20 protein-coding genes and 3 pseudogenes are annotated in these 24,626 nt (G+C 71.5%); 16 read left to right on the top strand and 7 right to left on the bottom strand.

What is annotated here, in order from left to right; all coding sequences use genetic code 11:
* Positions 1–403: 403 nt before the first annotated feature.
* Both CYQ11_RS11410 and CYQ11_RS11405 read left to right on the top strand, forming a co-directional pair.
* A pseudogene (locus CYQ11_RS11410) lies at positions 404–934 on the top strand (IS5 family transposase); the annotation flags it as partial.
* A gap of 186 nt (positions 935–1,120) precedes the next feature.
* Entirely contained in the window at positions 1,121–1,765 is a 645-nt protein-coding gene (locus CYQ11_RS11405) for a CAP domain-containing protein (RefSeq protein WP_240003349.1), read from the top strand.
* 26 nt (positions 1,766–1,791) lie between these two features.
* Here CYQ11_RS11405 and CYQ11_RS11400 read toward each other — a convergent pair.
* The 3 genes and pseudogenes from CYQ11_RS11400 to CYQ11_RS11390 all read right to left on the bottom strand — a co-directional run bounded on the left by CYQ11_RS11400 (position 1,792) and on the right by CYQ11_RS11390 (position 3,660).
* A pseudogene (locus CYQ11_RS11400) lies at positions 1,792–2,601 on the bottom strand (IS5 family transposase).
* Positions 2,602–2,641: 40 nt separating this feature from the next.
* Complete coding sequence (locus CYQ11_RS11395; protein ID WP_099200310.1) at positions 2,642–2,878, bottom strand: DUF397 domain-containing protein; 237 nt, start codon at positions 2,876–2,878, stop codon at positions 2,642–2,644.
* Entirely contained in the window at positions 2,875–3,660 is a 786-nt protein-coding gene (locus CYQ11_RS11390; protein WP_099200311.1) for a helix-turn-helix domain-containing protein, read from the bottom strand. Before CYQ11_RS11390 ends, CYQ11_RS11395 begins: the two co-directional genes overlap by 4 nt.
* Before the next feature lie 252 nt (positions 3,661–3,912).
* Between CYQ11_RS11390 and CYQ11_RS11385 the strand changes: the two are divergent.
* Positions 3,913–4,275: pseudogene (locus CYQ11_RS11385) on the top strand (ATP-binding protein); the annotation flags it as partial.
* Here CYQ11_RS11385 and CYQ11_RS11380 read toward each other — a convergent pair.
* A complete protein-coding gene (locus CYQ11_RS11380; protein WP_099200312.1) occupies positions 4,212–4,400 on the bottom strand; it encodes a DUF397 domain-containing protein in 189 nt (62 codons plus the stop codon). The pseudogene CYQ11_RS11385 and the gene CYQ11_RS11380 sit on opposite strands and share 64 nt — an antisense overlap.
* Positions 4,401–4,538: 138 nt before the next feature.
* On the opposite strand from CYQ11_RS11380, the gene CYQ11_RS11375 reads away from it, so the two are divergent.
* The gene (locus CYQ11_RS11375) at positions 4,539–4,781 is read left to right on the top strand and encodes a hypothetical protein (RefSeq protein ID WP_099200313.1); all 243 of its coding nucleotides are present in this window, start codon (positions 4,539–4,541) and stop codon (positions 4,779–4,781) included.
* Positions 4,782–5,129: 348 nt separating this feature from the next.
* Here the strand turns inward: CYQ11_RS11375 and CYQ11_RS11370 are convergent, their stop codons facing one another.
* Positions 5,130–6,023 carry a helix-turn-helix domain-containing protein gene (locus CYQ11_RS11370; RefSeq protein ID WP_181143636.1) on the bottom strand — a complete coding sequence of 298 codons (894 nt, stop codon included), beginning with the start codon at positions 6,021–6,023 and terminating at the stop codon, positions 5,130–5,132.
* 648 nt (positions 6,024–6,671) lie between these two features.
* On the opposite strand from CYQ11_RS11370, the gene CYQ11_RS11365 reads away from it, so the two are divergent.
* The 6 genes from CYQ11_RS11365 (at position 6,672) to CYQ11_RS11335 (ending at position 13,798) form a co-directional block, all read left to right on the top strand.
* Positions 6,672–7,292 carry a CGNR zinc finger domain-containing protein gene (locus CYQ11_RS11365; RefSeq protein ID WP_099200315.1) on the top strand — a complete coding sequence of 207 codons (621 nt, stop codon included), beginning with the start codon at positions 6,672–6,674 and terminating at the stop codon, positions 7,290–7,292.
* A gap of 326 nt (positions 7,293–7,618) precedes the next feature.
* A complete protein-coding gene (locus CYQ11_RS11360; protein ID WP_240003532.1) occupies positions 7,619–8,107 on the top strand; it encodes a sigma-70 family RNA polymerase sigma factor in 489 nt (162 codons plus the stop codon).
* Positions 8,104–8,859 carry a zf-HC2 domain-containing protein gene (locus tag CYQ11_RS11355; RefSeq protein ID WP_099200317.1) on the top strand — a complete coding sequence of 252 codons (756 nt, stop codon included), beginning with the start codon at positions 8,104–8,106 and terminating at the stop codon, positions 8,857–8,859. Before CYQ11_RS11360 ends, CYQ11_RS11355 begins: the two co-directional genes overlap by 4 nt.
* Positions 8,860–9,022: 163 nt before the next feature.
* Positions 9,023–11,362 (top strand): HelD family protein, encoded by a 2,340-nt coding sequence (locus CYQ11_RS11350; RefSeq protein ID WP_398781194.1) that lies wholly within the window; start codon positions 9,023–9,025, stop codon positions 11,360–11,362.
* Between the two features lie 433 nt (positions 11,363–11,795).
* A complete protein-coding gene (locus tag CYQ11_RS11345) occupies positions 11,796–13,229 on the top strand; it encodes an NAD-dependent malic enzyme (protein WP_099200319.1) in 1,434 nt (477 codons plus the stop codon).
* A gap of 287 nt (positions 13,230–13,516) precedes the next feature.
* Positions 13,517–13,798, top strand: a complete 282-nt coding sequence (locus CYQ11_RS11335; protein WP_004951951.1) for an HU family DNA-binding protein — start codon at positions 13,517–13,519, stop codon at positions 13,796–13,798.
* Positions 13,799–14,159: 361 nt separating this feature from the next.
* Here CYQ11_RS11335 and murA read toward each other — a convergent pair whose 3' ends face one another.
* Positions 14,160–15,500, bottom strand: coding sequence for a UDP-N-acetylglucosamine 1-carboxyvinyltransferase (murA, locus tag CYQ11_RS11330; RefSeq protein WP_099200320.1), 1,341 nt, complete (start codon positions 15,498–15,500; stop codon positions 14,160–14,162).
* Between the two features lie 264 nt (positions 15,501–15,764).
* On the opposite strand from murA, the gene CYQ11_RS11325 reads away from it, so the two are divergent.
* From CYQ11_RS11325 to CYQ11_RS11300, 6 genes are all read left to right on the top strand, one after another.
* Complete coding sequence (locus tag CYQ11_RS11325; protein ID WP_099200838.1) at positions 15,765–16,397, top strand: YqgE/AlgH family protein; 633 nt, start codon at positions 15,765–15,767, stop codon at positions 16,395–16,397.
* Between the two features lie 30 nt (positions 16,398–16,427).
* Positions 16,428–16,724: a DUF3039 domain-containing protein gene (locus CYQ11_RS11320; protein WP_099200321.1), complete on the top strand. Its 297-nt coding sequence runs from the start codon at positions 16,428–16,430 to the stop codon at positions 16,722–16,724.
* 120 nt (positions 16,725–16,844) lie between these two features.
* Complete coding sequence (locus CYQ11_RS11315) at positions 16,845–18,578, top strand: beta-N-acetylhexosaminidase (protein WP_240003491.1); 1,734 nt, start codon at positions 16,845–16,847, stop codon at positions 18,576–18,578.
* A gap of 333 nt (positions 18,579–18,911) precedes the next feature.
* Positions 18,912–19,808: an FAD binding domain-containing protein gene (locus tag CYQ11_RS11310; protein ID WP_099200322.1), complete on the top strand. Its 897-nt coding sequence runs from the start codon at positions 18,912–18,914 to the stop codon at positions 19,806–19,808.
* The gene (locus CYQ11_RS11305; RefSeq protein WP_099200323.1) at positions 19,805–21,865 is read left to right on the top strand and encodes a (2Fe-2S)-binding protein; all 2,061 of its coding nucleotides are present in this window, start codon (positions 19,805–19,807) and stop codon (positions 21,863–21,865) included. Before CYQ11_RS11310 ends, CYQ11_RS11305 begins: the two co-directional genes overlap by 4 nt.
* 41 nt (positions 21,866–21,906) lie before the next feature.
* Positions 21,907–24,231: a xanthine dehydrogenase family protein molybdopterin-binding subunit gene (locus CYQ11_RS11300; RefSeq protein WP_099200840.1), complete on the top strand. Its 2,325-nt coding sequence runs from the start codon at positions 21,907–21,909 to the stop codon at positions 24,229–24,231.
* 32 nt (positions 24,232–24,263) lie between these two features.
* On the opposite strand, the gene CYQ11_RS11295 is transcribed toward CYQ11_RS11300, so the two are convergent.
* Entirely contained in the window at positions 24,264–24,602 is a 339-nt protein-coding gene (locus CYQ11_RS11295; RefSeq protein WP_099200324.1) for a hypothetical protein, read from the bottom strand.
* Positions 24,603–24,626 lie beyond the last annotated feature (24 nt).

Below are 24,626 nucleotides of genomic sequence, written 5' to 3'. Positions count from 1 at the left end.
GCTATGTCGTCCGGGGAACGCGTGATCGACATGGCTCGATCGTGGTCCGGACCGTGACGACGTGCGTCATGCGCACGGAGGATCCGCCTCCCCCATGCGGGCTACCTCTCGGCGCCGGACACGGCAGCGCGCGCCATACGGCGGGGGCCAAGGGCGGAAGACCGGCCCGGGTTTGCCCGCGAGTGGTACAAGCGCCGCCACAAGATCGAATGCCGTATCGGCTCCCGACGCCCGGCACGCGCGCTCGCTGCGTTGTCGGAGTCGCCCGAGTGCGCCCGGCACGAGGGCGACCCTCCGCCTTGCGATCGCACGCACCGGACGCCGCTCGCTGATCCACGAAGATCCACCGGACAGGCCCTTAGAGTTCGTTTCAGTTGGTGTGATTTTGCGGCGGTCTGGGGCGATGGCTGCTGCGCTTGTCGAGCGGATGGCGCCGGAGGATCTGTGGGAGCTGTTTCAGCGGGTGGTTCCGCCGGCTCCGAAACGGCCGCAGGGGGGGATGGCGCCGACGAGGTGACCGCGAGGTACTGGCCGCGATCATCTTCGTGGCCACCGCGGGGTGCACCTGGAACCAACTGCCCCCGGGCTTCGAGCTGTCGGGAGTGACCGCCTTTCGCGGGTTCACCGAATGGTCCGAGGCCAGGGTATGGACCAAGCTCCACGGTCTGGTCCTGGACGAACTCGGATCCCGAGGCGAGCTGGACTGGTCACGATGCGCGATCGACTCCGTCAGCGTCCGCGCCCTCAAACGGGGTCGCTGACGGGACCGAATCGGACCGACCGCGGCAAGAACGGATCGAAATTCCACCTCATCGTCGACCGCCGGGTCCTACCCCTGTCGATCGGCATCTCCGCCGCGAACCTCCACGACAGCCAGGCCCTCATCCCGCTGGTCCGCGGCATCCCGCCCATCCGCTGGCGTCGCGGCCGTCGACTGCACACGGCGCTGGCCTGCGGCTACAGGCGTCATCCTCCCCCAGTGGCGACTCGGCGACAGCAGACGCAGACTAAACGAGGCAAGAGATGACTTCTGCTACGAAAGTAGCGTCCTGTGCCGCCCGCGAAGTCACGTGGTGGCTGGTTCGGGCGGCAGTCTGAGGTACTCCCTTAAGGAGACCTGATGAGTCCGATGACGTTTCTTGCACCGCGGGCCAAGTCCGTATTGGCGCTCGTCTCGGCGGGGTTCCTGTCAGCCACTCTCCTCCAGGCCACCACCGCTCCACCAGCCAGCGCCGCACCCTGCTTCTGGCTCAGATACGCTGACGAGGCACCCAAGCGGGCCTCTGCCCGTGCGGACTTGGCCACCGTCTGCCTCATACAGCAGGAGCGCGCCAAGCACGGGTTGCCACCCATCCCCCACACGGTCAGCCTCAGAGGGATGCCTCCCCAGTCGCTTCCCCTGGCGGCACAGCGTCATGTCGAGGCCGCTATCACACTGAAATGGTGGGGGCCTGGCAAGGACCCCCACACCAACCCGCAGACCGATTCGACCATTAATAGCCGCATCAAGGACGCCGGGTACTGCCGCGGCCGCACTCCGTCCACCGGGGAAATCACCTATACCGGATGGGGAGGCCAAGGAACGCCGCGGGCCGCCGTCAAATGGTGGATGAGCAGCCCGACACGCCGAGACATCATTCTCGGCAAGGATGCGAACTGGAACAACTACGGCATAGCAACCTGGCCAGACGTCGCTGACAACGCCGGCATCGGCCAAAGCGGCGCAGGAACCTACGTAATGGACTTCGGATACTGCCCCCGCTGACCATCGGTTCGGCGTCACCTGTCGTTTCACTTGGTGAGTCGGCGGTAGCTGATGAGGGCTGCGGCTATGCCGACGAAGGCGAGGAAGTGTTCGGCCTTGCGTTCGTATCGGCGGTGCAGTCGGCGGCAGCCGGCCAGCCAGGAGACCGTTCTCTCGACGACCCAGCGGTGTCGGCCGTGCCGAGTGGACGACTCGATGCCCTTGCGGGCGATGCGGTGGCGGATGCGACGGTCGCGAAGCCATTTCCGCAGGTGGTCGTAGTCGTATCCCTTGTCGGCATGGAGCTTGGCCGGACGCCGGCGGCGGGGTCCGCGGCGGGAGCGGACGGGCGGGATCCCGCGCACGAGCGGCTGCAGGCCGAGGCTGTCGTGCATGTTGGGCGCCGGAGATGCCCAGCGACAGCGGCACGCCATTCCGGTCGCTGATCAGGTGGATTTTCGATCCCGGCTTGCCGCGGTCGGTCGGATTCGGTCCGGTCGGTGGCCCCCTTTTGCCGCCCGGACGCTGACGGAGTCGATCGCGCACCGCGACCAGTCCAGCTCGCCCCGAGCGCCGAGTTCGTCGAGGATCACCCGGTGCAGCCTGGCCCACACCCGATCCCGGCTCCACTGAGCGAAGCGCCGGTAGACCGTGGGCCAAGCTGGCCCGAACACCGGCGGCAACTGCCGCCACGTGCAGCCCGAGGTGGCCACGAAGACGATCGCCGCCAGGCATTCGCGGTCCCCGGCCCGCCGTCGGCCGCCGCCCTGCTGGCGTATGACCTCCGTCGGCTGGACCACCCGCCGGAACAGCGTCCACAACTCGTCCGGTACCAACCGCTCGATCGGATCCGTCATGCACGGCTCAACGAGCAATCACGCCATCAGAAACGATGTCTTAGAGCGAGCGTACGAAGGCCGTCCAGGCGACGGGGGTGAGGGTGATGTGGGGGCCCTCGGGGTGCGTGGAGTCCCGGACGTGGACGGTGGAGGGGAGGGCGGCGACTTCGACGCAGTTGTCACCGTCCTCGCCGCTGTAGCTGGACTTGCGCCAGGTGTAGGCGACCTCGATGCAGTTGCCGCCCTGTTCCGTGCTGTAGCTGGACTTGAACCACGCCAAGCCGTTGCCGTTCATGTCTCCCCTAGCAGCTGCTGCAGCCGACATCTTGAGTCTTTGGCGTTGAGAGCCTGTGTACGCAGCATTCCATATTTCTTGGCCAGCAGGCTGACGTCGTCTGGTGCGGAAAGAAGGTGACTCCCTACCTGGGCCTCGAAGTAGGCGAGCTGCTGGTGGTCGGGTGTTTCAAGCAGTACAAAGGGGCCGGAGAGTCCGGCGTGCGACTCGGAGTCGAGCGGCATGATTTGGATGCATACGCCGGGAAGGTCTACGCACGTGCGCAGATGGCGAACCTGCTCTCGGGTGACCTTGCTGCCGCCGATGTTGCTGAGCAAGACAGCTTCAGCGATGACGAAGCTGGCGGTCACGGGCACCTTGCGGTGCAACACGTTCTGGCGGTCCAAGCGTGCGGAGATGCGCAGTTCGATGTCATCCTCGCTGAGAGCAGGGATGCAAGTCCGGAACGTAGCGCGCGCGTAGTCCTGTGTCTGTAGGAGACCCGGAATCACCTGATTCTCGAACGACGAGAGCGAAATGGCTGACTGCTCCAACTCTACGAACTCCTGAGCCCACACCGGATACTTGTCGTATGTCGGCACGTGCGCGACTGCCACACCCAGAAGTCCGCCCGTTGTGAGGATGAGATCGACTTGGTCAGCCATGTCGGGCAGCAAGGAGCGACGCCCTTGTTCGATTGACGCGATGGTCTCCTCATGCACGCACAAGCGCTCGGCAAGGGTGCGTTGGGTCATGTGTGCATTGGTGCGCAGCTGTCCAAGCAGCGCACCAATGAGACGCATGGACGGAGACTGCCTCTTGCTGCTCTTCCGGGTCTGCATGGAGAACAACTCCCCATTGGTGGGGGTACGCGACCGGAGGGTCAGCCGTACAACGGAATCTGTACGGGCTCGCCCACTGCCCATCGTAGTTGCCCCTTGCGACTGTTGGCGCGTGAACGACCCAAATGAACTCCCCCTGTTCCGGAAGCGCTTCTACCGGCGTACCCACAATCCGTTGCGCTCGCACGGCAGTTCGTCCGCAGCACCCTCACGCGCTGGCGCCAAGCCATCCGCGTCGACGACATCGCGCTCTGTGCGAGCGAACTGGTCACCAACGCCCTGCTGCACGGCGTGCCGCTCGGTCGTGGATTCCTGCTCCACCTGTGGCTCCTGGAAGGCGGCGTACTGCGCCTCGAAGTACACGACAGCGGCCCCGGCTGCCCGCGCATGGTGCTGCCCGAGGGCTTGACGGAACGTGGGCGCGGGTTGCGGCTCGTGGAGGAGCTGGCGGACGCGTGGGGCGTGGGTGAGCGTGAAATCGGCAAGGTGGTGTGGTGTGAATTCGCCGTCGACTACCCGGATAACTCCGCGAGGAATGTCGCCCAGGAGAAACGGCTGAACGTGATGGCCGGCTGAGTGGGGAATTTCGAGTCTCGCACCCGGACCTCGCCCTCCAGGGGGGCGACCTCCACGCAGCCGCCACTGCCCGAGTTGGAGTAGCTGCTCTTGCGCCAACGCGGGGGAATATTCCGTTGGTTCATGCGACTACCCTTCCCGGTCGACCGCGGTCGAATTGGTTGTACCGCAGGGTCGGGAGCAGGTTCCAGCCTTGGGTCCGTTCCCCTAACCTGGGGCGCAGGTCCCAGGGCCGGCTACGGCTTCCCTTCAGAGGAGATGTCATGGTGAAGGGTGTCTTGTGGGGGGTGTACATCCTGGCCACGGGCATAGCGGCGACGGGGGCGGGCGCGCTGGCGGCCGCGGTCGCCGGAGGGTCAGTGCTGGTGCACGTGGTGTTCTCGGTGCTGGTCGTGCTGGTGGCGGGGTGGATCGCCCCGGCGGTGATCAGCCTGACGCTTCACTTGCTTCGGCGGTCTCGCCCGGCTGCGCCCCGTCCGCGGCGCCACGTGGGCGTCCGGCGCTGAGAGCGCGCCTGCGTGCCGCGCGGCGGTGGGCCGACACCCCGGCGACCGCCGTGGTGCCGACCCCGCACAGGGCCGTGGTCAGCAGGGCCGAGGGGTTGGGGATCAAGAGGAGCACGACCGTCAGCGGCACCGCGAAGAAGATCAAGGGCGGGATGCTGAGCAGCAGGATCAGATGAAGCGTCCTGCGGGAATCCGGCACGATGTCCCGCAGGACCGCTTCGACTATGTCCCAAATTCCCGTTGTGGTGGGCGAGGTCTCTCGCCTCCGTGGTTTCGGCCTGACGTCCCGACTGGTCATGGCGCTGCAACTCGCTCCGATGTCAAGCCGCTGGAATGGGGCGACTTCTGCTACGACTCTGTGATGTCCGTGGTGGAGGCGGGGGACTCCACGGGGTCGCTCATTTCCTCGATGGCGCGGTCGATCAGTTGGGGGAGGTCCGTCGGCGGGGCGAGGGCTTCGAGCTCCCAGAAGACTTCCAGGTGCTGTCCGGTGACTTCCGGTTCGTCGGTGACCTGGGATCCCGGATACCGCTCCAGGTAGACGATGTCGTCGAGCTCCGCTTCGAACTCCATGTGGGAGAACGCGCCGCGCATACCGCGGTGGGCGCCGGCTTTGAAAGGGATGACCTGGATGCAGACGCCGGGCAGGTTCGCCAGTGTCTTCAGTCGGTTGAGCTGGGCCACCATGATGCCGGGGCTGCCGATGCACCGGCGGATCGATGCCTCGTCGAGTACGAAGAAGAGTTCCGGACGCTGAGGGGCTTCCAGCAACTCCTGTCGTTGCAGGCGTAGTTCGATGAGCCTGTCCAGGCGTTCGCCGGTGATTTCCGGGCTGTAGGCCATGTTCACGGCACGGGCGTATTCCTCGGTCTGCAGCATGCCGGGAATCACGAGTGACTCGTAGGTGCGGACGATGCTCGCCGAGTACTCGTACGACAGCAGGTCCATGTAGGTCTTACTGATCAGCCCACGATATTCACCGTAAGGCAACTTCCGGCTGGCCCGGGCCAGTTCGAGGAAGTGGTCGACCTGATCGGGCTCGACGATCCCGTACGTTTCGAGCAGCGCCCGCAGGTCGTTGGTCGTCACGCCGACCTGTCCGGCCTCGATCCTGATCAGCTTGGAAGGGCTCCAGTCCATCCTGGCCGCCACTTCCTGCTGGGTGAGTCGCGATTTGGCGCGTGCCTTCTTGAGCTCCGTGCGCAGTTGTCGCCGCTGTACCACGGCTCCCGGAGTAGCCACGATCGCTGGTCCTTCCCGCAGGCCAGGTCCTCAACGGGCCCTGACGAGATGCAAGCTAGCAGTTTGGTTGGTGGTCGTCAGCCCGCCACCGACCGGCAGGTCAGACCGGTGGCAGGAGCTTGAGCAGGGGGAACGGCGCCAAACATGGGCAATCTGCCACCTGGCGGATTGGGTGCCAGAGGGCTGCCGGTCGGCGGGATGATTAATGCTATCCACGAGCTGGATGTATGCCCGGAGCCCGAGCGGGATGCCGTCGCCGGTCGGGGTGTGTCCTACAAACGGATCAATGCCGCAGGTCAGAGCCACTCTTATGCCGTAAGCGCCGGGGTGTCGCGGAGTCGATCAAGGGGCTCGCAGTTCACGCGTGCAGGCGGTCCCGTTGCACTGGCGCGCGACCCTGGCGCGCCGCGTCGGTGATCGACCTGACGGCCCATCAACATCTGTCGTTGGGCAGCCGATAGTTCGTCATTCCGCAGCAGGGATCCGTACCGACCATGGCGTGCCCGCCCCGCCCCCGACGGCTGCCCACCCGTGCGCACCGTGGCGTAGGGCCGCCCCCGGCGGTCATCCGGCTCTGGTGCTGGGGCGCAGGGGAGCGCACCCTGGGACGGCGGGGGATCTCCATAGGAAGCAGGGAAGGTGACACCCATGGCGTCGGCAGCGGCCTCCTATGACCTGCGGTTCGACTCCGGGCGGCTGTGCCTCGACCTGGTCGCCACGGTCGGACGGCGTTTGAGCGAGGAACCCGTGGAGCGGCTCGACGTGCCCGACCGGTTGCGGGCCTGGCTGCTCGGTGCCGGCGTCGTGCCGCCCGGGACACCGCTCGACGCCGTGGACGCGGCGTGGCTGGCGCGGTTCCACGCCGTCCGTGACCTGCTGCACCGTGTGGTGCACGCCGAGGTCGACGGGCGCGCCGCCGACTCCGACCTGGAGCGGGTCAACGCCCTGGCCGCCACCGCGCCCCCCGCCCTGCGGGCGGTCCGGGCCGCCGACGGCAGCCTCGTACGGGCCGTCGGCGAGGCCCCGGACTGCGGTGCCCTCCTGGGCCGGATCGCGCGGGACGCCGTGGAGCTGCTCACGGACGCGACGGCCCGCGAGCAGCTCCGGCGGTGCGAGGGGGAGGCGTGCTCGTTGCTCTACCTCGACACCTCGCGCGGCCGGCGACGGCGCTGGTGCTCCAGCGAGGTCTGCGGCAACCGCGAGCGCGTCGCCCGCCACCGCCGCCGCGCGGTGATGAACGGCAAGGCGGTCACGGCCGCCACCTCGTGATTTCCTCCCTGGGGACGTACGGGTGGTCCCGCCCGGTACGGGACCACCGTCTCCGCCTGCCCCCGCGGGCCGCACGGCCCGGCCGGCGCGCCCGCGTGTCCGGGGCGCCGAGCCTCCGCGGTGTCCGCGGACAGCGCGCCGCCCGGGGCCGGGCCTAGGCGACGCGGCCCGCGACATCCGGCGCACGGTGAACGGAACCCGCTTCCCGTCCGTACCGAAGGGCGGCAGGGCCAACCCGGAAACACCGAACCTCGCTCTCGACCCAGGGGGAAGGCTTGCGCAAGGATGCCGCCGTGGCTGACAGGACGAGTCCGGACGAGGACCTGATGCGGTCGCTCTACGACGAACACGCGGGCCCTCTGCACGCCTTCGTGCTGCGGCTCGTGGCGGGGGACCGCCAGCGCGCGGAGGACGTCGTCCAGGAGACGCTGCTGCGCGCCTGGCGCAACGCCGACCGGCTGCGCGGCGCCTCCGGATCCGTACGGCCCTGGCTCGTGACCGTCGCCCGGCGCATCGTCATCGACAACCACCGCAGCCGGCAGGCCCGGCCCCGGGAGGTCGACCCGGGGCCGCTGGAGCTGATACCCGCGGCCGACGAGATCGACCGGGCCCTGCGCCTGATGACGATCTCCGACGCCCTCGGCGACCTGTCCGCGGCACACCGGGAGGCCCTGGTCGAGACCTATTTCAAAGGACGTACCGTGAGCGAGGCGGCACAGACGCTGGGTGTGCCGGCCGGCACCGTCAGGTCCAGGGTCTTCTACGCGCTCAAGTCCCTGAAGCTCTCGCTCGAGGAACGAGGAGTGACGGCATGAACCAGCCGGCACCGGGCCATGAGCACGCCGGCCCGAACGGTGAGCACGCCGCGGTCGGCGCCTACGCGCTCGGCGTCCTCGACGAAGCCGACGCCACCCGCTTCGAGGAGCACCTCGCCGGCTGCCCCGAGTGCGCCACCGAGCTGGACGGCCTGATGGGCCTCGCCCCGCTGCTCGCCGAGGCCGCGGAACAGACCCCGGACCCCGCCGTGCTGACCGCCCGGCCCCGCCCCGAGCTGCTCGACGGACTGCTCGACGAGGTCGCCGCCGCGCGCCGCGCCGGGCGCACCCGCCGGCTGTGCCTGGTCGCCGCCGCCGTCGCCCTGATCATCGCCGGTCCGCTGGCCGGCGCGGCCCTCACCGCCGAGGACCCGCCGGGCCACAGCGGCGCGAGCGCGGCCCAGCAGATGTACGAGGACGGCGAGAAGCACGGCGGCGTCGACCCGGCCACCGGGGTGGACGCCACCGTCTCCCTGGAGCGCAAGCCGTGGGGCACCCACGTCGCCCTTCAGCTCGGAGCCGTCAAGGGGCCCCTGACCTGCGACCTCGTCGCCGTCGGCAAGAACGGCCGGGAACAGACGGTCACGACCTGGGCGGTCCCCGCCTCCGGCTACGGCCTCAAGGACAGCCCGGTGAAGTGGAGCAGGGAGCCGCTGTACACCCACGGCGGGGCGGCCTTCGCGCAGGACGACATCGACCGCTTCGAGGTCCGCACCCTCGACGGCAGGCACCTGGCGACCGTGCGGATGTGACCGCCCGCCCCGCGGCCGTGACCACCGCCCTCGCGGGCGGAACCGCCCCGCCCGCCGTTGAACCGTAAAGTTGTCAGAAAGCCCCGAGGCCTGACAGGTGCGCTCAGCACCCCTGTTCGCGTACGGTTGACGGCTGCCCTACGCACAGCAGAAGGGGGCCTGGGTGGCCGCGCAGAACGCCACACACGCGCAGGTGGCGACAGGACCGGTGAAGGAAGCGGACGGGGTCCGCGACCGTGAGATCGGGCTTGAGCAGCAGCATCTGGACCGGGTGTACCGACGCCTTGAGGAGAAGATCCACGAGGCGGAGTTCCTCATGGACGACGCCGCCAAGCGCGGTCAGGTGGGCACGCCGGGGGCGCTCGCCGAGCGGGACGCGCAGGTGTTCCGCGCCGGCGTCCACCTCAACCGGCTGAACAACGAGTTCGAGGACTTCCTCTTCGGCCGCATCGACCTGCTGCTCGGCAAGGACGGCAAGAAGGGCCCCGACGGTGCCTACACCTCCGTCGAGCCCGCCGACGACGCCGTGCGCGAGGACCGCGCCGAGATCGCCGAGACCCTGCACATCGGCCGCATCGGCGTGCTGGACTCCGACTACTCACCGCTGGTCATCGACTGGCGCGCGCCCGCCGCCGCGCCCTTCTACCGCGCCACGCCGGTGGCGCCGGGCCGGGTCGTCCGCCGCCGGGTCATCCGCTCCAAGGGCCGCAAGGTCCTCGGCGTCGAGGACGACCTGCTGCGCCCCGAGCTGCGCACGACACTGCACGGGACCGACCTGCCGGTGGTCGGCGACGGCGCGCTCATGGCCGCGCTCGGCCAGGCCCGCAGCCACACCATGCGGGACATCGTCTCCTCCATCCAGGCCGAGCAGGACATGGTCATCCGTGCCCCCGCCGCCTCCGTCACCGAGGTCGAGGGCGGGCCCGGCACCGGCAAGACCGCCGTCGCCCTGCACCGCGCCGCCTACCTCCTCTACCAGGACCGCAGGCGCTACGCGGGCGGCATCCTCGTCGTCTCCCCGACCCCGCTGCTCGTCGCCTACACCGAGGGCGTCCTGCCCTCGCTCGGCGAGGAGGGCCAGGTCGCGATCCGCGCCGTGGGCTCCCTGGTCGACGGTGCGGAGGCCGACACCTACGACGCGCCGGCCGTCGCCCGCGTCAAGGGCTCGTCCCGCATGCTGAAGGTCCTGCGCAAGGCGGTGCGGGGGGCGCTGGAGGTGCCCTCCGGCGGCGTCGCGGTGCCCGAGCGGCTGCGCGTCGTGGCCTTCGGCGCGCGCATCGAGCTGGAGGCGGAGGAGCTGCGGCGCATCCGCAACACCGCCCTCGGCGGCACGGCACCGGTCAACCTGCTGCGGCCGCGCGCCCGGCGGCTGATCCTCGACGCCCTGTGGTCCAAGGCCGGCGGCCCCCGGCGCTACACGGACCCCGAACTGGCCGCCGAGGCCCGGCAGGCCTTCGACGAGGACATCACCACCGAGACCGTCTTCATCGACTTCCTCGACGCCTGGTGGCCCGAGCTCACCCCGCGCCGGGTGCTGGCCTGCATGGCCGACGAGCGCCGCCTGGGACGCTGGTCGCGCCGGGTGCTCAACCCGCGCGAGGTCCGGCAGACGGCCCGTTCGCTCGGCCGGCTGGACGCCCGCGGCCAGGGGCCGCTGTCGGTGCACGACGTCGCGCTGCTGGACGAGCTGGAGACGCTGCTCGGCGTCCCGCACCGGCCCCGGCAGCCGCGTGAGGCCGACCCGCTCGACCACCTCACCGGCCTGGAGGAGCTGATGCCGCAGCGCTCGGAGTCGCGCCGCGAGCGCGCGGAGCGGCTGGCGCAGGAACGCCGGGACTACGCCCACGTCATCGTCGACGAGGCACAGGACCTGACGCCCATGCAGTGGCGCATGGTCGGCCGCCGCGGCCGCCACGCCACCTGGACGATCGTGGGCGACCCGGCCCAGTCCTCGTGGTCCGACCCCGACGAGGCGGGCGCCGCCCGCGACGAGGCGCTCGGCAGCCGCCCGCGCCGCCGCTTCCGGCTCACGGTGAACTACCGCAACCCCGCGGAGATCGCCGAGCTGGCGGCGAAGGTGCTGGCCCTGGCCATGCCGGGTATGGAGTCCCCGGCGGCGGTCCGCTCCACCGGCGTCGAGCCCCGCTTCACCGTCGCCCCCGGCGGCGACCTGGGCGCGGCGGCCCGGGAGGAGGCGGCCCACCTGCTGACCGACGTGGACGGCACGATCGGCGTGGTCGTGCCCATGGCCCGCCGGGCCGAGGCCCGGCGGTGGCTGGCCGGTCTGGGCGACCGCGTGGTGGTGCTCGGCAGCCTGGAGGCCAAGGGCCTGGAGTACGACGCGACGGTCGTGGTCTCGCCCGCCGAGATCGCCGACGAGTCCCCGGCCGGCCTGAGGGTGCTCTACGTGGCCCTCACCCGCGCCACGCAGCGGCTGACGGTGCTGTCGGGGGAGCGGGACGACCCGGACGAGCACGGGGTGCCGGACCTGCTGCGCGACTGACGTGTCCAGGGGCCGCCCGGGGGACCGGATCCGCCGTACGGCTCCCCCCACAAACGGAACTCGCCCTACAGGAATGACTTCCCGGGACCGTTTGTTAGCCTGGATACGGCACCGGCTCGATCCAAGCCCCCGGGCCCAACCTTCGTCGCTACGAGCGACCACTTGCCGCGAGGCGAGCATGGCGGGTCGGTGCCACTGAACGTGTCCCACGGGCGTTCCTCTCCCAAGGAGAGGGGCGCCCGTCGGCGTTTGCGCCGCCTTCCGGGAAGTCTCCCGGCCCCTTCCGGGGATGCTTCCTCGCCGCTCTCGTATGTTGGAAGACCGCTTCCGGCATACGGCGCTCATTACGCGTACTGGCCAGTAGGTGGGACGATCAGGCATCGCGCCCCAGCGAGCGCGGCAAACGAAACAGGGAAAGCAGAGGAAAGCGGCCATGGCAACGGCGCCTAGCGTCTCGTACTCGATGACGGTCCGACTGGAGGTCCCTGCGGGTGGGACGGCGGTCAGCCAGCTCACCACGGCCGTGGAGTCCTCGGGCGGGTCGGTCACCGGCCTGGACGTGACCGCTTCCGGTCACGAGAAGCTGCGCATCGACGTCACCATGGCGACGACCTCCACCGAGCACGCCGACGAGATCGTGGAGAAGCTGCGCGGCATCGAGGGCGTGGTGCTGGGCAAGGTCTCCGACCGTACGTTCCTGATGCACCTCGGTGGCAAGATCGAGATGGCGTCCAAGCACCCCATCCGCAACCGTGACGACCTGTCGATGGTCTACACCCCGGGTGTGGCGCGGGTGTGCATGGCGATCGCGGAGAACCCCGAGGACGCCCGCCGTCTGACGATCAAGCGGAACTCGGTGGCCGTGGTCACCGACGGTTCGGCCGTGCTGGGCCTGGGGAACATCGGGCCGAAGGCGGCGCTGCCGGTCATGGAGGGCAAGGCGGCGCTGTTCAAGCGGTTCGCCGGGATCGACGCGTGGCCGATCTGCCTGGACACGCAGGACTCCGACGCGATCGTGGAGATCGTCAAGGCCATCGCGCCGGGCTTCGCGGGCATCAACCTGGAGGACATCTCCGCGCCGCGGTGCTTCGAGATCGAGGCGCGGCTGCGGGAGGCGCTGGACATTCCCGTCTTCCACGACGACCAGCACGGCACCGCCATCGTCGTCCTGGCGGCGCTGACGAACGCTCTGCGTGTGGTGGGCAAGGCCATCGGTGACGTACGTGTCGTCATGTCGGGTGCGGGCGCGGCGGGTACGGCGATTTTGAAGCTGCTGATCGCCGCGGGTGTGCGGCACGCGGTGGTCGCCGACATCCACGGTGTCGTCCATGCGGGCCGTACGGACCTGGTCTCGGCGTCGCCGGAGTCGGCGTTGCGGTGGATCGCGGACAACACCAACCCCGAGGGCGTCACGGGCACGCTCAAGGAGGCGGTGCGGGGTGCGGACGTCTTCATCGGTGTCTCGGCGCCGAACGTCCTGGGGGGCGAGGACGTGGCGGCGATGGCAGAGGACGCCATCGTCTTCGCGCTGGCCAATCCGGACCCGGAGGTCGAGCCCGGGATCGCCCGGCAGACCGCCGCGGTGGTCGCCACCGGCCGCTCCGACTTCCCGAACCAGATCAACAACGTGCTGGTCTTCCCCGGCGTCTTCCGCGGCCTGCTCGACGCCCAGTCCCGCACCGTGAACACCGACATGATGCTGGCCGCCGCCCGCGCCCTCGCCGACGTCGTCGCCGAGGACGAGCTCAACGCCAACTACATCATCCCCAGCGTCTTCAACGACAAGGTCGCGGGGGCCGTCGCCGGGGCCGTCAGGGAGGCCGCGAAGGCCGCCGGAGCCGCTGTGACGGCCACCACGACGGTCTGACGCACGGCGCGTCGAGTGGCGCGACGCTCCTGGGCCCCCCATAAGGTGTCGGGCAGACATCGGGCCGCAGAAATGCGGCCGCATCCGAGGCTGTGGCGCTGGCCGTGGCGCTTTCCGTGTGACTCTCCAGGGTGCCGGATTGGCTTTCCCGCCACTGGTGGGGGCAGGATGCGTAACCGGGCGCGAGGGTCTGGCAAACGGACCCGGGTCCGGGGACTGTCCGAGGGCCCTGGCAGCATCGGCTTCGATCTCACGCCTCATTGGCAAGAAGAACACGGGAGTACAACATGAACCGCAGTGAGCTGGTGGCCGCTCTGGCCGACCGTGCCGAGGTGACCCGCAAGGACGCCGACGCCGTTCTGGCCGCGCTCGCCGAGACCGTCGGCGAGGTCGTCGCGAAGGGCGACGAGAAGGTCACCATCCCCGGCTTCCTGACCTTCGAGCGCACCCACCGTGCCGCTCGGACCGCGCGCAACCCGCAGACGGGCGAGCCGATCCAGATCGCTGCCGGTTACAGCGTGAAGGTCTCCGCGGGCTCCAAGCTCAAGGAAGCCGCGAAGGGCAAGTAAGCCTTCCAGCTCGAAGGGCGGTCACCCGATGAGGGTGACCGCCCTTCGGCGTATCCGGAGTGCCTACCCCGCCCTGATGCCGCGTAAACGGCCCGAGAACGGCCCCTGAAGCGGGTAACGGCCCGTCAGGGCCCGTAGCGGCCAGGAGAGGCCGGATACGCGCCCTACGGGCCGTCAGGGGGTTTGCGTCTGGACGGGTGACCCCAGCCGGCGCGGGGCCGGCCGGGGCGGGGTCGTCAGGCGGGGGTGCTGCCCGGCATCTCGACGTTGGCGCCCAGGTCCTTCAGCTTCTGCATGCTGTGCTTGCCCGGGGGTGACCCCCGGACCCCCAGCCGGCGCGGGGCCGGCCGGGGCGGGGTCGTCAGGCGGGGGTGCTGCCCGGCATCTCGACGTTGGCGCCCAGGTCCTTCAGCTTCTGCATGAAGTTCTCGTAGCCGCGGTTGATCAGGTCGATGCCGTGGACGCGGGACGTGCCGTCCGCCGCGAGGGCCGCGATCAGGTACGAGAAGCCACCGCGCAGGTCGGGGACGACCATGTCGGCGCCCTGCAGCTTCGTCGGGCCGGAGACGACCGCCGAGTGCAGGAAGTTGCGCTGGCCGAAGCGGCAGGCGGAGCCGCCCAGGCACTCGCGGTAGAGCTGGATGTGCGCGCCCATCTGGTTGAGCGCGGACGTGAAGCCCAGCCGGGACTCGTACACCGTCTCGTGGACGATCGACAGGCCCGAGGCCTGCGTCAGGGCCACGACCAGCGGCTGCTGCCAGTCCGTCTGGAAGCCGGGGTGGACGTCGGTCTCCAGAGCTATGGCGTTGAGCGAGCCGCCCGGGTGCCAGAAGCGGATGCCCTCGTCGTCGATCTCGAAGGCGCCGCCGACCTTGCGGTAGGTGTTGAGGAAGGTCATCATCGACCGCTGCTGGGCGCCGCGGACGTAGATGTTGCCCTTGGTGGCCAGCGCCGCGGACGCCCAGGAGGCCGCCTCCAGGCGGTCGGACAGCGCGCGGTGGTTGTAGCCGCCGAGCTTGTCGACACCGGTGATCCGGATGGTCCGGTCGGTGTCCATGGCGATGATCGCGCCCATCTTCTGCAGCACGCAGATGAGGTCCTCGATCTCCGGCTCCACGGCCGCGTTGGACAGCTCCGTGACGCCCTCCGCCAGGACGGCGGTCAGCAGGACCTGCTCGGTCGCGCCGACCGAGGGGTAGGGCAGGCGGATCTTGCAGCCGCGCAGCCGCTGCGGGGCCTCCAGGTACTGGCCGCCCTCGCGCTTCTCGATCGTCGCGCCGAACTGGCGGAGGACCTCGAAGTGGAAGTCGATGGGCCGGCCGCCGATGTCGCAGCCGCCCAGACCGGGGATGAAGGCGTGGCCGAGGCGGTGCAGCAGCGGGCCGCACAGCAGGATCGGGATGCGCGAGGAGCCGGCGTGCGCGTCGATGTCCGCGACGTTGGCGCTCTCCACGTAGGTGGGGTCGAGGACCAGCTCGCCCGGCTCGTCACCGGGGCGGACCGTCACGCCGTGCAACTGCAGCAGCCCGCGCACGACGCGCACGTCCCGGATGTCGGGGACGTTGCGCAGCCGGCTGGGCCCGTGCCCGAGCAGCGCGGCGACCATGGCCTTGGGCACGAGATTCTTCGCGCCGCGGACGCGGATCTCTCCCTCGAGAGGGGTGCCGCCGTGGACAAGCAGGACATCGTCAGGGCCGGTCATCGATCTCGCGTTCCTGGAGTTGGGCAGGGGGCAAGAAGAAAGGGTAATGCGACCGGGGGCCGGTTCTGGCGCCCCGAGGGGCCCTAATCCACGTCATGGGTTTGTCACAACACTCTGCGTTTATGGAATGGTCGCTACCGGTTATCGTCGGGCCCCTTCCGGCCCCGTGCGCGGGGGGTACTGCTCCCGTACGCCCCCACATGGCCCTGGCCGGTCCCCTCTTTCCCCTCCCCCCGGAGGCCGGAAATGCGGGATCATGTGGCCATGACCGAGGTGTCCTCCCTCACAGGACGGCTGCTTGTCGCGACCCCGGCGCTGGCCGACCCCAACTTCGACCGCGCGGTGGTGCTGCTGCTCGACCACGACGAGGAGGGCTCGCTCGGCGTGGTCCTCAACCGGCCCACCCCGGTCGGCGTGGGCGACATCCTGGCGTCCTGGGCCTCCCTCGCCGGAGAGCCGGGCGTGGTCTTCCAGGGCGGCCCGGTCTCGCTGGACTCGGCCCTCGGCGTGGCCGTGGTGCCGGGCGAGGCGCACGAGACGGGGGCGACGGCCCTCACCCAGGGCGCCGCCGTGCCGGGATCCGCGCGGCGCCCGGGCAGGGGCGAGCCCATCGGCTGGCGCCGGGTCCACGGCGCGATCGGGCTGGTCGACCTGGAGGCGCCGCCGGAGCTGCTGGCCGCGGAGCTGGGCTCGCTGCGGATCTTCGCCGGCTACTCCGGATGGGGGCCGGGCCAGCTGGAGGACGAGCTGGTGGAGGGCGCCTGGTACGTGGTCGAGTCCGAGCCCGGCGACGTCTCGTCCCCCGCTCCCCAGCAGCTGTGGCGCGCGGTGCTGCGCCGCCAGCGCAACGAACTCGCGATGGTCGCCACCTATCCGGACGACCCGAGCCTCAACTGAGGCGGGCCGCCCCCAGTACCCTTGGGGACCATGAGCACTCTCGAGCCCGAGCGCGGGGCAGGTACCGGCACCCTCGTCGAGCCGACGCCGCAGGTGTCGCACGGCGACGGCGACCACGAGCGCTACGCCCATTACGTCCAGAAGGACAAGATCATGGAGAGCGCGCTCTCCGGGTCGCCGGTCGTGGCCCTCTGCGGGAAGGTCTGGGTTCCCGGACGCGACCCCAAGAAGTACCCGGTCTGCCCCATGTGCAAGGAGATCTTCGACGGCATGGGCGCCGGCGGGGACGACAAGGGCAAGGGCGGCAAGGGCGGCGACAAGAAGTAGCCCCCACCGGCTGACGGGCCCGGGCTTCCGACGGCTTCCGGGGCGCGATCCCGCGTCCCGGGAGCCGTTCGTTCCGGGCGCGGAGGCTTACGGGAGCCGGCTGCCGCCAAGGATGAGGGCATGAGCGACTGCGGCATGCACCTGATCCCCGCCCCCCGGCGAGTCAGCGGCACCCTTCCCCGGGGCCGTGCGGGAAGACAGCGCGGCACGGGCTTCGGGGTCGACACCGATCTTGATGAGGACAGCGCGCGCTTCGAGCCCGGCGAGGGCGGCGGGGGCTTCGCGCTCGACGAGGACACCGGCGTGGACGCGTGGCCCGGCACCGAGGCCGTCGCCCGCTGGCTGCGCGCGACCGTCGGCGCCGCCACCGGGCTCCCCGTGGCGCCGCACCGCGACGGCGGGAACCGCGTGCTGCTGCGCGTCCTGCCCGAGCTGGGCGAGGAGGGTGGACCCGAGGCGCATCGCGTCGCGATCGACGGCCGTGTCGTCGAGATCGCCGGTGCCAGCGCGGCCGGGGTGTTCTGGGGCGCGCAGACCCTCCGCCAGATGATGGGCCCGGAAGCCTTCCGGCGTGCCCCGGTCACCGCGAAGCGGACGTGGCGGCTCCCCGAGGTCGTGGTCGAGGACGCTCCCCGCTTCGCCTGGCGCGGTGTGCTCCTCGACGTCGCCCGGCACTTCCTGCCCAAGGACGGCGTGCTGCGCTACGTCGACCTGCTCGCGGCGCACAAGCTCAACGTCCTGCACCTCCACCTCACCGACGACCAGGGCTGGCGCCTGGAGATCCGGCGCTATCCCCGGCTGACCGAGGTGGGGGCGTGGCGGGCGCGCACGAAAATCGGCCACCGGGCCTCGCCCCTGTGGGACGAGCGGCCGCACGGCGGCTTCTACACGCAGGACGACATGCGCGAGATCGTCGCCTACGCGGCCGAGCGGCACGTCACCGTCGTGCCCGAGATCGACCTCCCCGGCCACTCGCAGGCCGCCATCGCCGCGTACCCCGAGCTGGGCAACACCGACGTCGTCGACACCACCGCCCTCTCCGTCTGGGACACCTGGGGCGTCAATGAGAACGTACTCGCCCCCACCGACAACACCCTCGCCTTCTACGAGAACGTGCTGAGCGAGGTCCTCGACCTCTTCCCCTCGCCCTTCGTCCACATCGGCGGCGACGAGTGCCCCAAGAACCAGTGGAAGCGGTCGCCCACCGCCCAGGCCCGCATCGCGGCCGAGCGGCTGGGGGACGAGGACGGGCTGCAGAGCTGGTTCGTCCGCCACTTCGACCGGTGGCTCACCGAGCGGGGCAGGCGGCTCGCCGGCTGGGACGAGATCCTGGAGGGCGGCCTGGCGCCGGGCGCGACCGTCTGCTCCTGGCGCGGCTACGCGGGCGGCGTCGCCGCGGCCCGCGCGGGCCACGACGTCATCATGTGCCCCGAGCAACAGGTGTACCTCGACCACCGTCAGGACGCGGGCCCCGACGAGCCCGTACCCATCGGCTACGTCCGCACCCTGGAGGACGTCTACCGCTTCGAGCCCGTGCCGCCCGGGCTGTCGCCGGCCGAAGCCGCCCACGTCCTCGGCGCGCAGGCCAACATCTGGACGGAGGTGATGGAGGACCAGCAACGCGTGGACTACCAGGCGTTCCCCCGGCTGGCCGCCTTCGCCGAGACGGTGTGGTCGTCCCTGCCCGCACCCGCCGAGCGCGACCACGCCTCCTTCGCCCGCCGGATGACGTCCCATTACGCGCGGCTCGACGCCCTCGGCGTCGCGTACCGCCCGCCCAGCGGCCCCCGCTCCTGGCAGCGCCGTCCCGGACTGCTCGGACGCCCGATCGAGGGTCCGCCCCCGATCGTGTGAGGCGCGGTGGAAGCTGACGAACCGTGGGACCGGCCCTGGCACGGTGGTCGTCCACACACGGTAGTAAGTCACACAAGGGTCATCGAAACATGGCAATACGCCTACAGGGCCCAGAGTTCACACATCGCTCAGACGGGAGAGAGTACGGCAAACCGGACCTTTGTCTCAGTCGGGTGGGCCTTCCTCGCGGACGGCGACGCTCCCGCGGTTCGCGGACCCTCGCGACGACGGGCCCGGAAGATGTGCCAGAGTTGCCACGTCCGGGCCGACAGCACGTACCGTACGGCGAGACCTGGCGGAACAGTCGGGACCTCTGGGGAAGGGGCAGCTGGGTTGACCACGCACGCACCGCAGGCGGCGCACACGGTGACGTTGCCGGGCTCGCTCGACGAAGCCGTGGCGGCGCTGTCCGCCATGCCCACGGCCGTGCCCGTCGCCGGCGGCACCGACCTCATGGCCGCGGTCAACCGCGGACTGCTGCGCCCCGCCGCCCTCGTCGGCCTCGGCCGCATCAGTGAGATCCGCGGCTGGCAGTACCAGGACGGCGCCGCCCTGCTCGGCGCCGGTCTCACCCACGCCCGCATGGGCCGCCCCGACTTCGCCGCCCTCATCCCCGCCCTCGCCGCCGCCGCCCGCGCGGCCGGCCCGCCCCAGATCCGCAACGCCGGCACGCTCGGCGGCAACATCGCCTCCGCCCAGCCGACCGGTGACGCGCTGCCCGTGCTCGCCGCCCTGGAGGCCTCGCTCGTCATCGCGGGCCCCGGCGGCGCGCGCCGCGAGGTCCCCGTCGGCCGCCTCCTGGCCGGGCTCGACATGCTGCGGCCGGGCGAGCTGATCGGGTACGTGCGCGTGCCCCTGCTCCACGCCCCCCAGACCTTCCTCAAGGCCACCGGCCGGACCGGCCCCAGCCGGGCGATCGCGTCCGTGGCCGTCGTGCTCGACCCGGCGCGGCGCAGCGTGCGCTGCGCGGTCGGCGCGGTGGCGCCGATGCCGCTGCGGCCGTTCGACGCCGAGCGCTGGGTCTCCTCGATCGTCGACTGGGACGGTGAGCGCACCCTGGCGCCCGACGCCTGCGCCGCCTTCGGCGACTACGTGGCCGCCGCGTGCATCCCGGACCCGGTGCCGGGGCCGGGCGACGCCGAGCCGGGTACCCTGCCGCCGGCCGTGCTGCATCTGCGTCGTACCGTGGCGACTCTGGCCCGCCGAGCGCTGGGGAGGGCACTCGCGTGAGTGACGAACAGCACCACCACCACACCGCCCACGCCCCCGGCGCGGGCGGCTGGCAGCCCATCCCCCGGGGTGGCGAACTGGACGCGGAGGGCACGACCTTCGTGCAGCTCCCGCCCGAGCTCCTGGCCCACCCCGGCCCGGGGGCCGCGGCCTCGTGGGGGCCGCTGGCGGCGCCGGGCACGGGGTCGGGGTACGCCCCGGCCGCGGAGCCGACACCGGCGCCGGCTCCGGCGTCGTTCCCCGGACCCTTCCCCGAGTCCTTCCCCGAACCGGCCCATCAGCCGGCCCATCCGCCGGTCCACCAGCAGGTTCATCAGGAGTTCCACGAGCCGGTGGCGGCGGCCGGGGGCCAGGCGCACCCGCAGTGGGGCGCCGTGCCGCAGACGGCCGCGTACGACCAGGTGCCCACCGGTGACGGCGGCGGTGCCGCGAACCCCGCCGACCCGCAGGCCACGGCGGAGTGGGCGATGCCGTTCGCTGCCGCCGACGCCGGTGGCGGTGCCGGTGCCGCCACCGGCGAGGGGAGCGACGCGGGACAGTGGTCCGTTCCGGCCGCCGGGGACGACTCGGTGGAGGAGTCGGGCGAGTACGCGCTGCGCGGCGCGGGCCCGGGCGGCGTAGCCGGTACGGGCGACTACCCGACCGGCGCGTGGACACACGGGACGGGGAACGACCCCCGGCCGGAGCACGGACAGCCGGGACTCGAGCTCGTCGCCGAGGACCTCGACCTGGCCGACCAGAGCGCGCCGGCGGAGCCCGCGGAGCGCCCGGAAACCTTCGGGGAGGAGGGCGGCGCCGCGCCGGAGACGGCGGCGGAGCCCGGCTCTGAGCCTGAGCCTGCGCTCGCGCCTGCGTCTGGGCCTGCTTCTGTTTCCGCTCCGGCGTCCGAGCCTGCTCCCGGTCTTGAGCTCGCTTCGGAGCCGGTTGCGGAGCCGGTCGCGGAGCCGGTTTCCGGGGGCGCGCCCGAGGCTCCGTCCGAGGTTCCCTCCGGGGTCGAGTCCGAAGCCGCCCTGTCCGAGGGCGTCGCAGACCCCGTGCCTGACGCCGGTCCCGGAGTCACCGGTCCCGGATTCACCGATCCCGGATTCTCCGGTCCCGAACCCGAGGCGGAGGCCCTGCCGGCGCACCCGCACAACGAGCACCCCTGCGCCTCGTACGTCCTCCGTGTCAACGGGACCGACCGCCCGGTGACCGACGCCTGGATCGGCGAATCCCTCCTCTACGTCCTGCGCGAGCGCCTCGGCCTCGCGGGTGCCAAGGACGGCTGCTCGCAGGGCGAGTGCGGCGCGTGCTCCGTGCAGGTCGACGGCCGGCTGGTCGCCTCCTGCCTGGTGCCGGCGGCGACGACCGCGGGTGCCGAGATCCGGACCGTCGAGGGTCTGGCCGCCGACGGCCGGCCGTCCGACGTCCAGCGGGCGCTCGCCGCGTGCGGAGCCGTGCAGTGCGGCTTCTGCGTGCCCGGCCTGGCCATGACCGTGCACGACCTGCTGGAGGGCAACCACGCCCCCACCGAGCTGGAGGCGCGCCAGGCGATCTGCGGCAACCTCTGCCGCTGCTCGGGCTACCGCGGCGTGCTCGACGCGGTCCGCCAGGTCGTGGACGAGCGCGCGGCGACGGCCGCGGCCGAGGAGGAGGCCGCGGAGGCCGCGGAGGCAGCCCAGGCGCGGCAGCCCGGGGGCGACACGGCGCGCATCCCGCACCAGACGGGCCCGCACGGCAACCCCGGCGGCTTCGGCGACAGCCTCGGTGACGGCGCCAGCGAGGGCCCGGCCGGCGGCTACGGCGACGGTTTCGGCGGCGGCTTCGACGGCGGCACGTTCGACGGCGGCACCTTGGGCGGTGGATTCGAGGCCGGCAACTTCGACACCGGCAGTTTCGAGGCCGGTGGCTTCGAGACCGGTGGCTTCGAGACCGGCACGTTCGAGACCGGCAACTTCGACACCGGCGGCTTCAGCACGGGGACGTTCGAGACCGGGACGTTCGACACCGGCGGCTTCGAGGGTGACGGCTTCGACGGCGGCGGCTTCGACGACGGCAGCGGAAGGGCTTCGGCATGACGGGAATGGGCGGGATGGCCGGAATCGGCGGGACGGGAGGCATGACGGGCGCGGGCGACGACCCGGGATCCGTCGCCACCGCCTCCGTCGTGCCCCCGGCCGCGGCCGCCCCGGCGCCCCCGCCGCACGGCCTCGGCGTCTCCGTACCGGCGACGGACGCCGACGCCAAGACGCAGGGCACGTTCCCGTACGCGGCCGACCTGTGGGCCGAGGGCCTGCTGTGGGCGGCGGTGCTGCGCTCGCCGCACCCGCACGCCCGCATCCTCTCCGTCGACACCTCCGCCGCGGCCATGATGCCGGGCGTACGGGCCGTGGTGACGCACGCGGACGTACCGGGTGACGCCGCCCACGGCCGGGGCGTCGTCGACCGGCCGGTCTTCGCCTCGGACCTGGTCCGCCACCACGGCGAGCCGATCGCCGCCGTCGCCGCCGACCACCCCGACACCGCGCGCCTGGCCGCCGCCGCCATCGCGGTCGAATACGAGCTGCTGGAGCCCGTCACCGACCCGGAGGCGGCGTTCTCCGCCGCGCCGCTGCACCCGGACGGCAATCTGATCCGGCACATCCCGCTGCGCTTCGGCGACCCGGACGCGCACGGCGAGGTGGTGGTCGAGGGCCTGTACCGCATCGGCCGCCAGGACCCGGCGCCCATCGGAGCCGAGGCCGGTCTGGCCGTGCCGCGCCCCGACGGGGGCGTGGAGATCTACACCGCCTCCACCGACCCGCACGCCGACCGCGACCTGGCCGCCGCCTGCCTGGCACTGGCGCCGGAGCGCGTGAAGGTCGTCGTCACGGGCGTACCGGGCGCCATGGGCGACCGCGAGGACGCGGGCACCCAGCTCGCGCTGGGCCTGCTGGCGCTGCGCACGGGCCACCCCGTCAAGCTCGCCGCGACCCGCGAGGAGTCCTTCCTCAGCCACGCCCACCGGCACCCGACGCTGCTGCGCTACCGCCACCACGCCGACGCCGAGGGCAAGTTGGTGAAGGTCGAGGCGCAGATCCTGATGGACGCCGGGGCCTACGCCGACTCCTCGGCCGAGGCGCTGGCCGCCGCGGTCTCGTTCGCCTGCGGCCCGTACGTCGTCCCGCACGCCTTCGTCGAAGGCTGGGCCGTACGCACCAACAACCCGCCCTCCGGCCATGTGCGCGGCGAGGGCGCGATGCAGGTGTGCGCCGCGTACGAGGGTCAGATGGACAAGCTCGCGGCCAAGCTGGGGATCGACCCGGCCGAACTGCGCATGCGCAACATCATGGCGACCGGCGACCTCCTGCCCACCGGCCAGACGGTCACCTGCCCGGCGCCGGTGGCCGAACTCCTGCGCGCGGTGCGCGACTTCCCGCTCCCCGCGCTGCCGGTGGACGACCCCGAGGAGGACTGGCTCCTGCCGGGCGGCCCCGAGGGCGCCGGCGAACCGGGTGCCGTCCGGCGCGGCGTGGGCTACGGCGTCGGCATGGTCCACATGCTGGGCGCGGAGGGCGCGGACGAGGTCTCCACGGCCACGGTGAAGGTCAGTGGGTCGGTGGCCACGGTCATCTGCGCGGCCGTCGAGACGGGCCAGGGCTTCACGACGCTGGCTCGCCAGATCGTCCAGGAGATCCTGGGCATCGAGGAGGTGCACGTCGCCCCCGTGGACACCGACCAGCCCCCCTGCGGCCCGGCCGCCCACGGCCGGCACACGTGGGTGTCGGGCGGTGCGGTGGAGCGGGCGGCACGCATGGTCCGCACACAGCTGCTGCAACCCCTGGCGCACCAGTTCGGCATGTCGACGGAGCTGCTGTCGATCGCCGACGGCAAGATCACGTCGTACGACGGCGTGCTGAGCACGACCGTCGACGAGGCCCTGGACGGCAAGGAACTGTGGGCCACGGCCCAGTGCCGCCCCCACCCGACGGAACCGCTGGACGACACGGGCCAGGGCGACGCGTTCGTGGGCCTGGCGTTCTGCGCGGTGCGGGCGGTGGTGGACGTCGACATCGAGCTGGGTTCGGTGCGGGTGGTCGAGATGGCGGTGGCCCAGGACGTGGGCCGCGTCCTCAACCCCGCCCAGGCGAGGGCCCGCATCGAGGCGGGCATCACCCAGGGCATCGGCGCGGCCCTCACGGAGAACCTCCGCACCACGGCCGGCCTGGTCCGCCACCCGGACCTCACGGGCTACGCCCTGCCGACGGCACTGGACGCGCCGGACATTCACATCGTGAAGCTGGTGGAGGAACGGGACGTCGTCGCCCCCTTCGGCGCGAAGGCGATCAGCGCGGTGCCGGTGGTGACCTCACCGGCGGCGGTGGCGTCGGCGGTACGCGCGGCAACGGGCCGCCCGGTCAACCGCCTCCCGATCCGCCCGCAGACGGCGGCGGGGGCGCAGTAGGGGGAGGGGCGGGCGGCGGGCTCACCCCGGGGTCAGCTGTAGGTGCCGGCCAGCGAGACCCAGAGCCACAGGAGAACCGCGCTCGGGAAGACGGCCAACACCGTGCCCAGGACCAAGCCGACGCTCGCGGGGGCGGCTTCGGTGCTCTCACCGCGCTTCACCTTGCCACGCCCGATCGAGCCGCAGACCATCGCGGCTATGGCCAGACCGATGGACAGCGGTAAGCCCACGAATGACGTGGCGGTGAAGGCAGACGCGACAGCGAGCATCAGAGACGCGCGGCCGACGAGGTTGGGCTGACTCCTCACCAGGTCCGGCAGGGCTGCCGGGCCGGCTGTCCGAGAGGTGGGTCGCTGAGTGTCCATGTCCATGAGGTGATCCCACCGCGCAGTTGG

It is taken from the genome of Streptomyces cinnamoneus (assembly GCF_002939475.1).
Taxonomy (GTDB): domain Bacteria; phylum Actinomycetota; class Actinomycetes; order Streptomycetales; family Streptomycetaceae; genus Streptomyces; species Streptomyces cinnamoneus_A.
The sequence above is the reverse complement of the archived record's forward strand: the minus strand, read 5'-3'. Positions and strand labels throughout refer to the sequence as shown.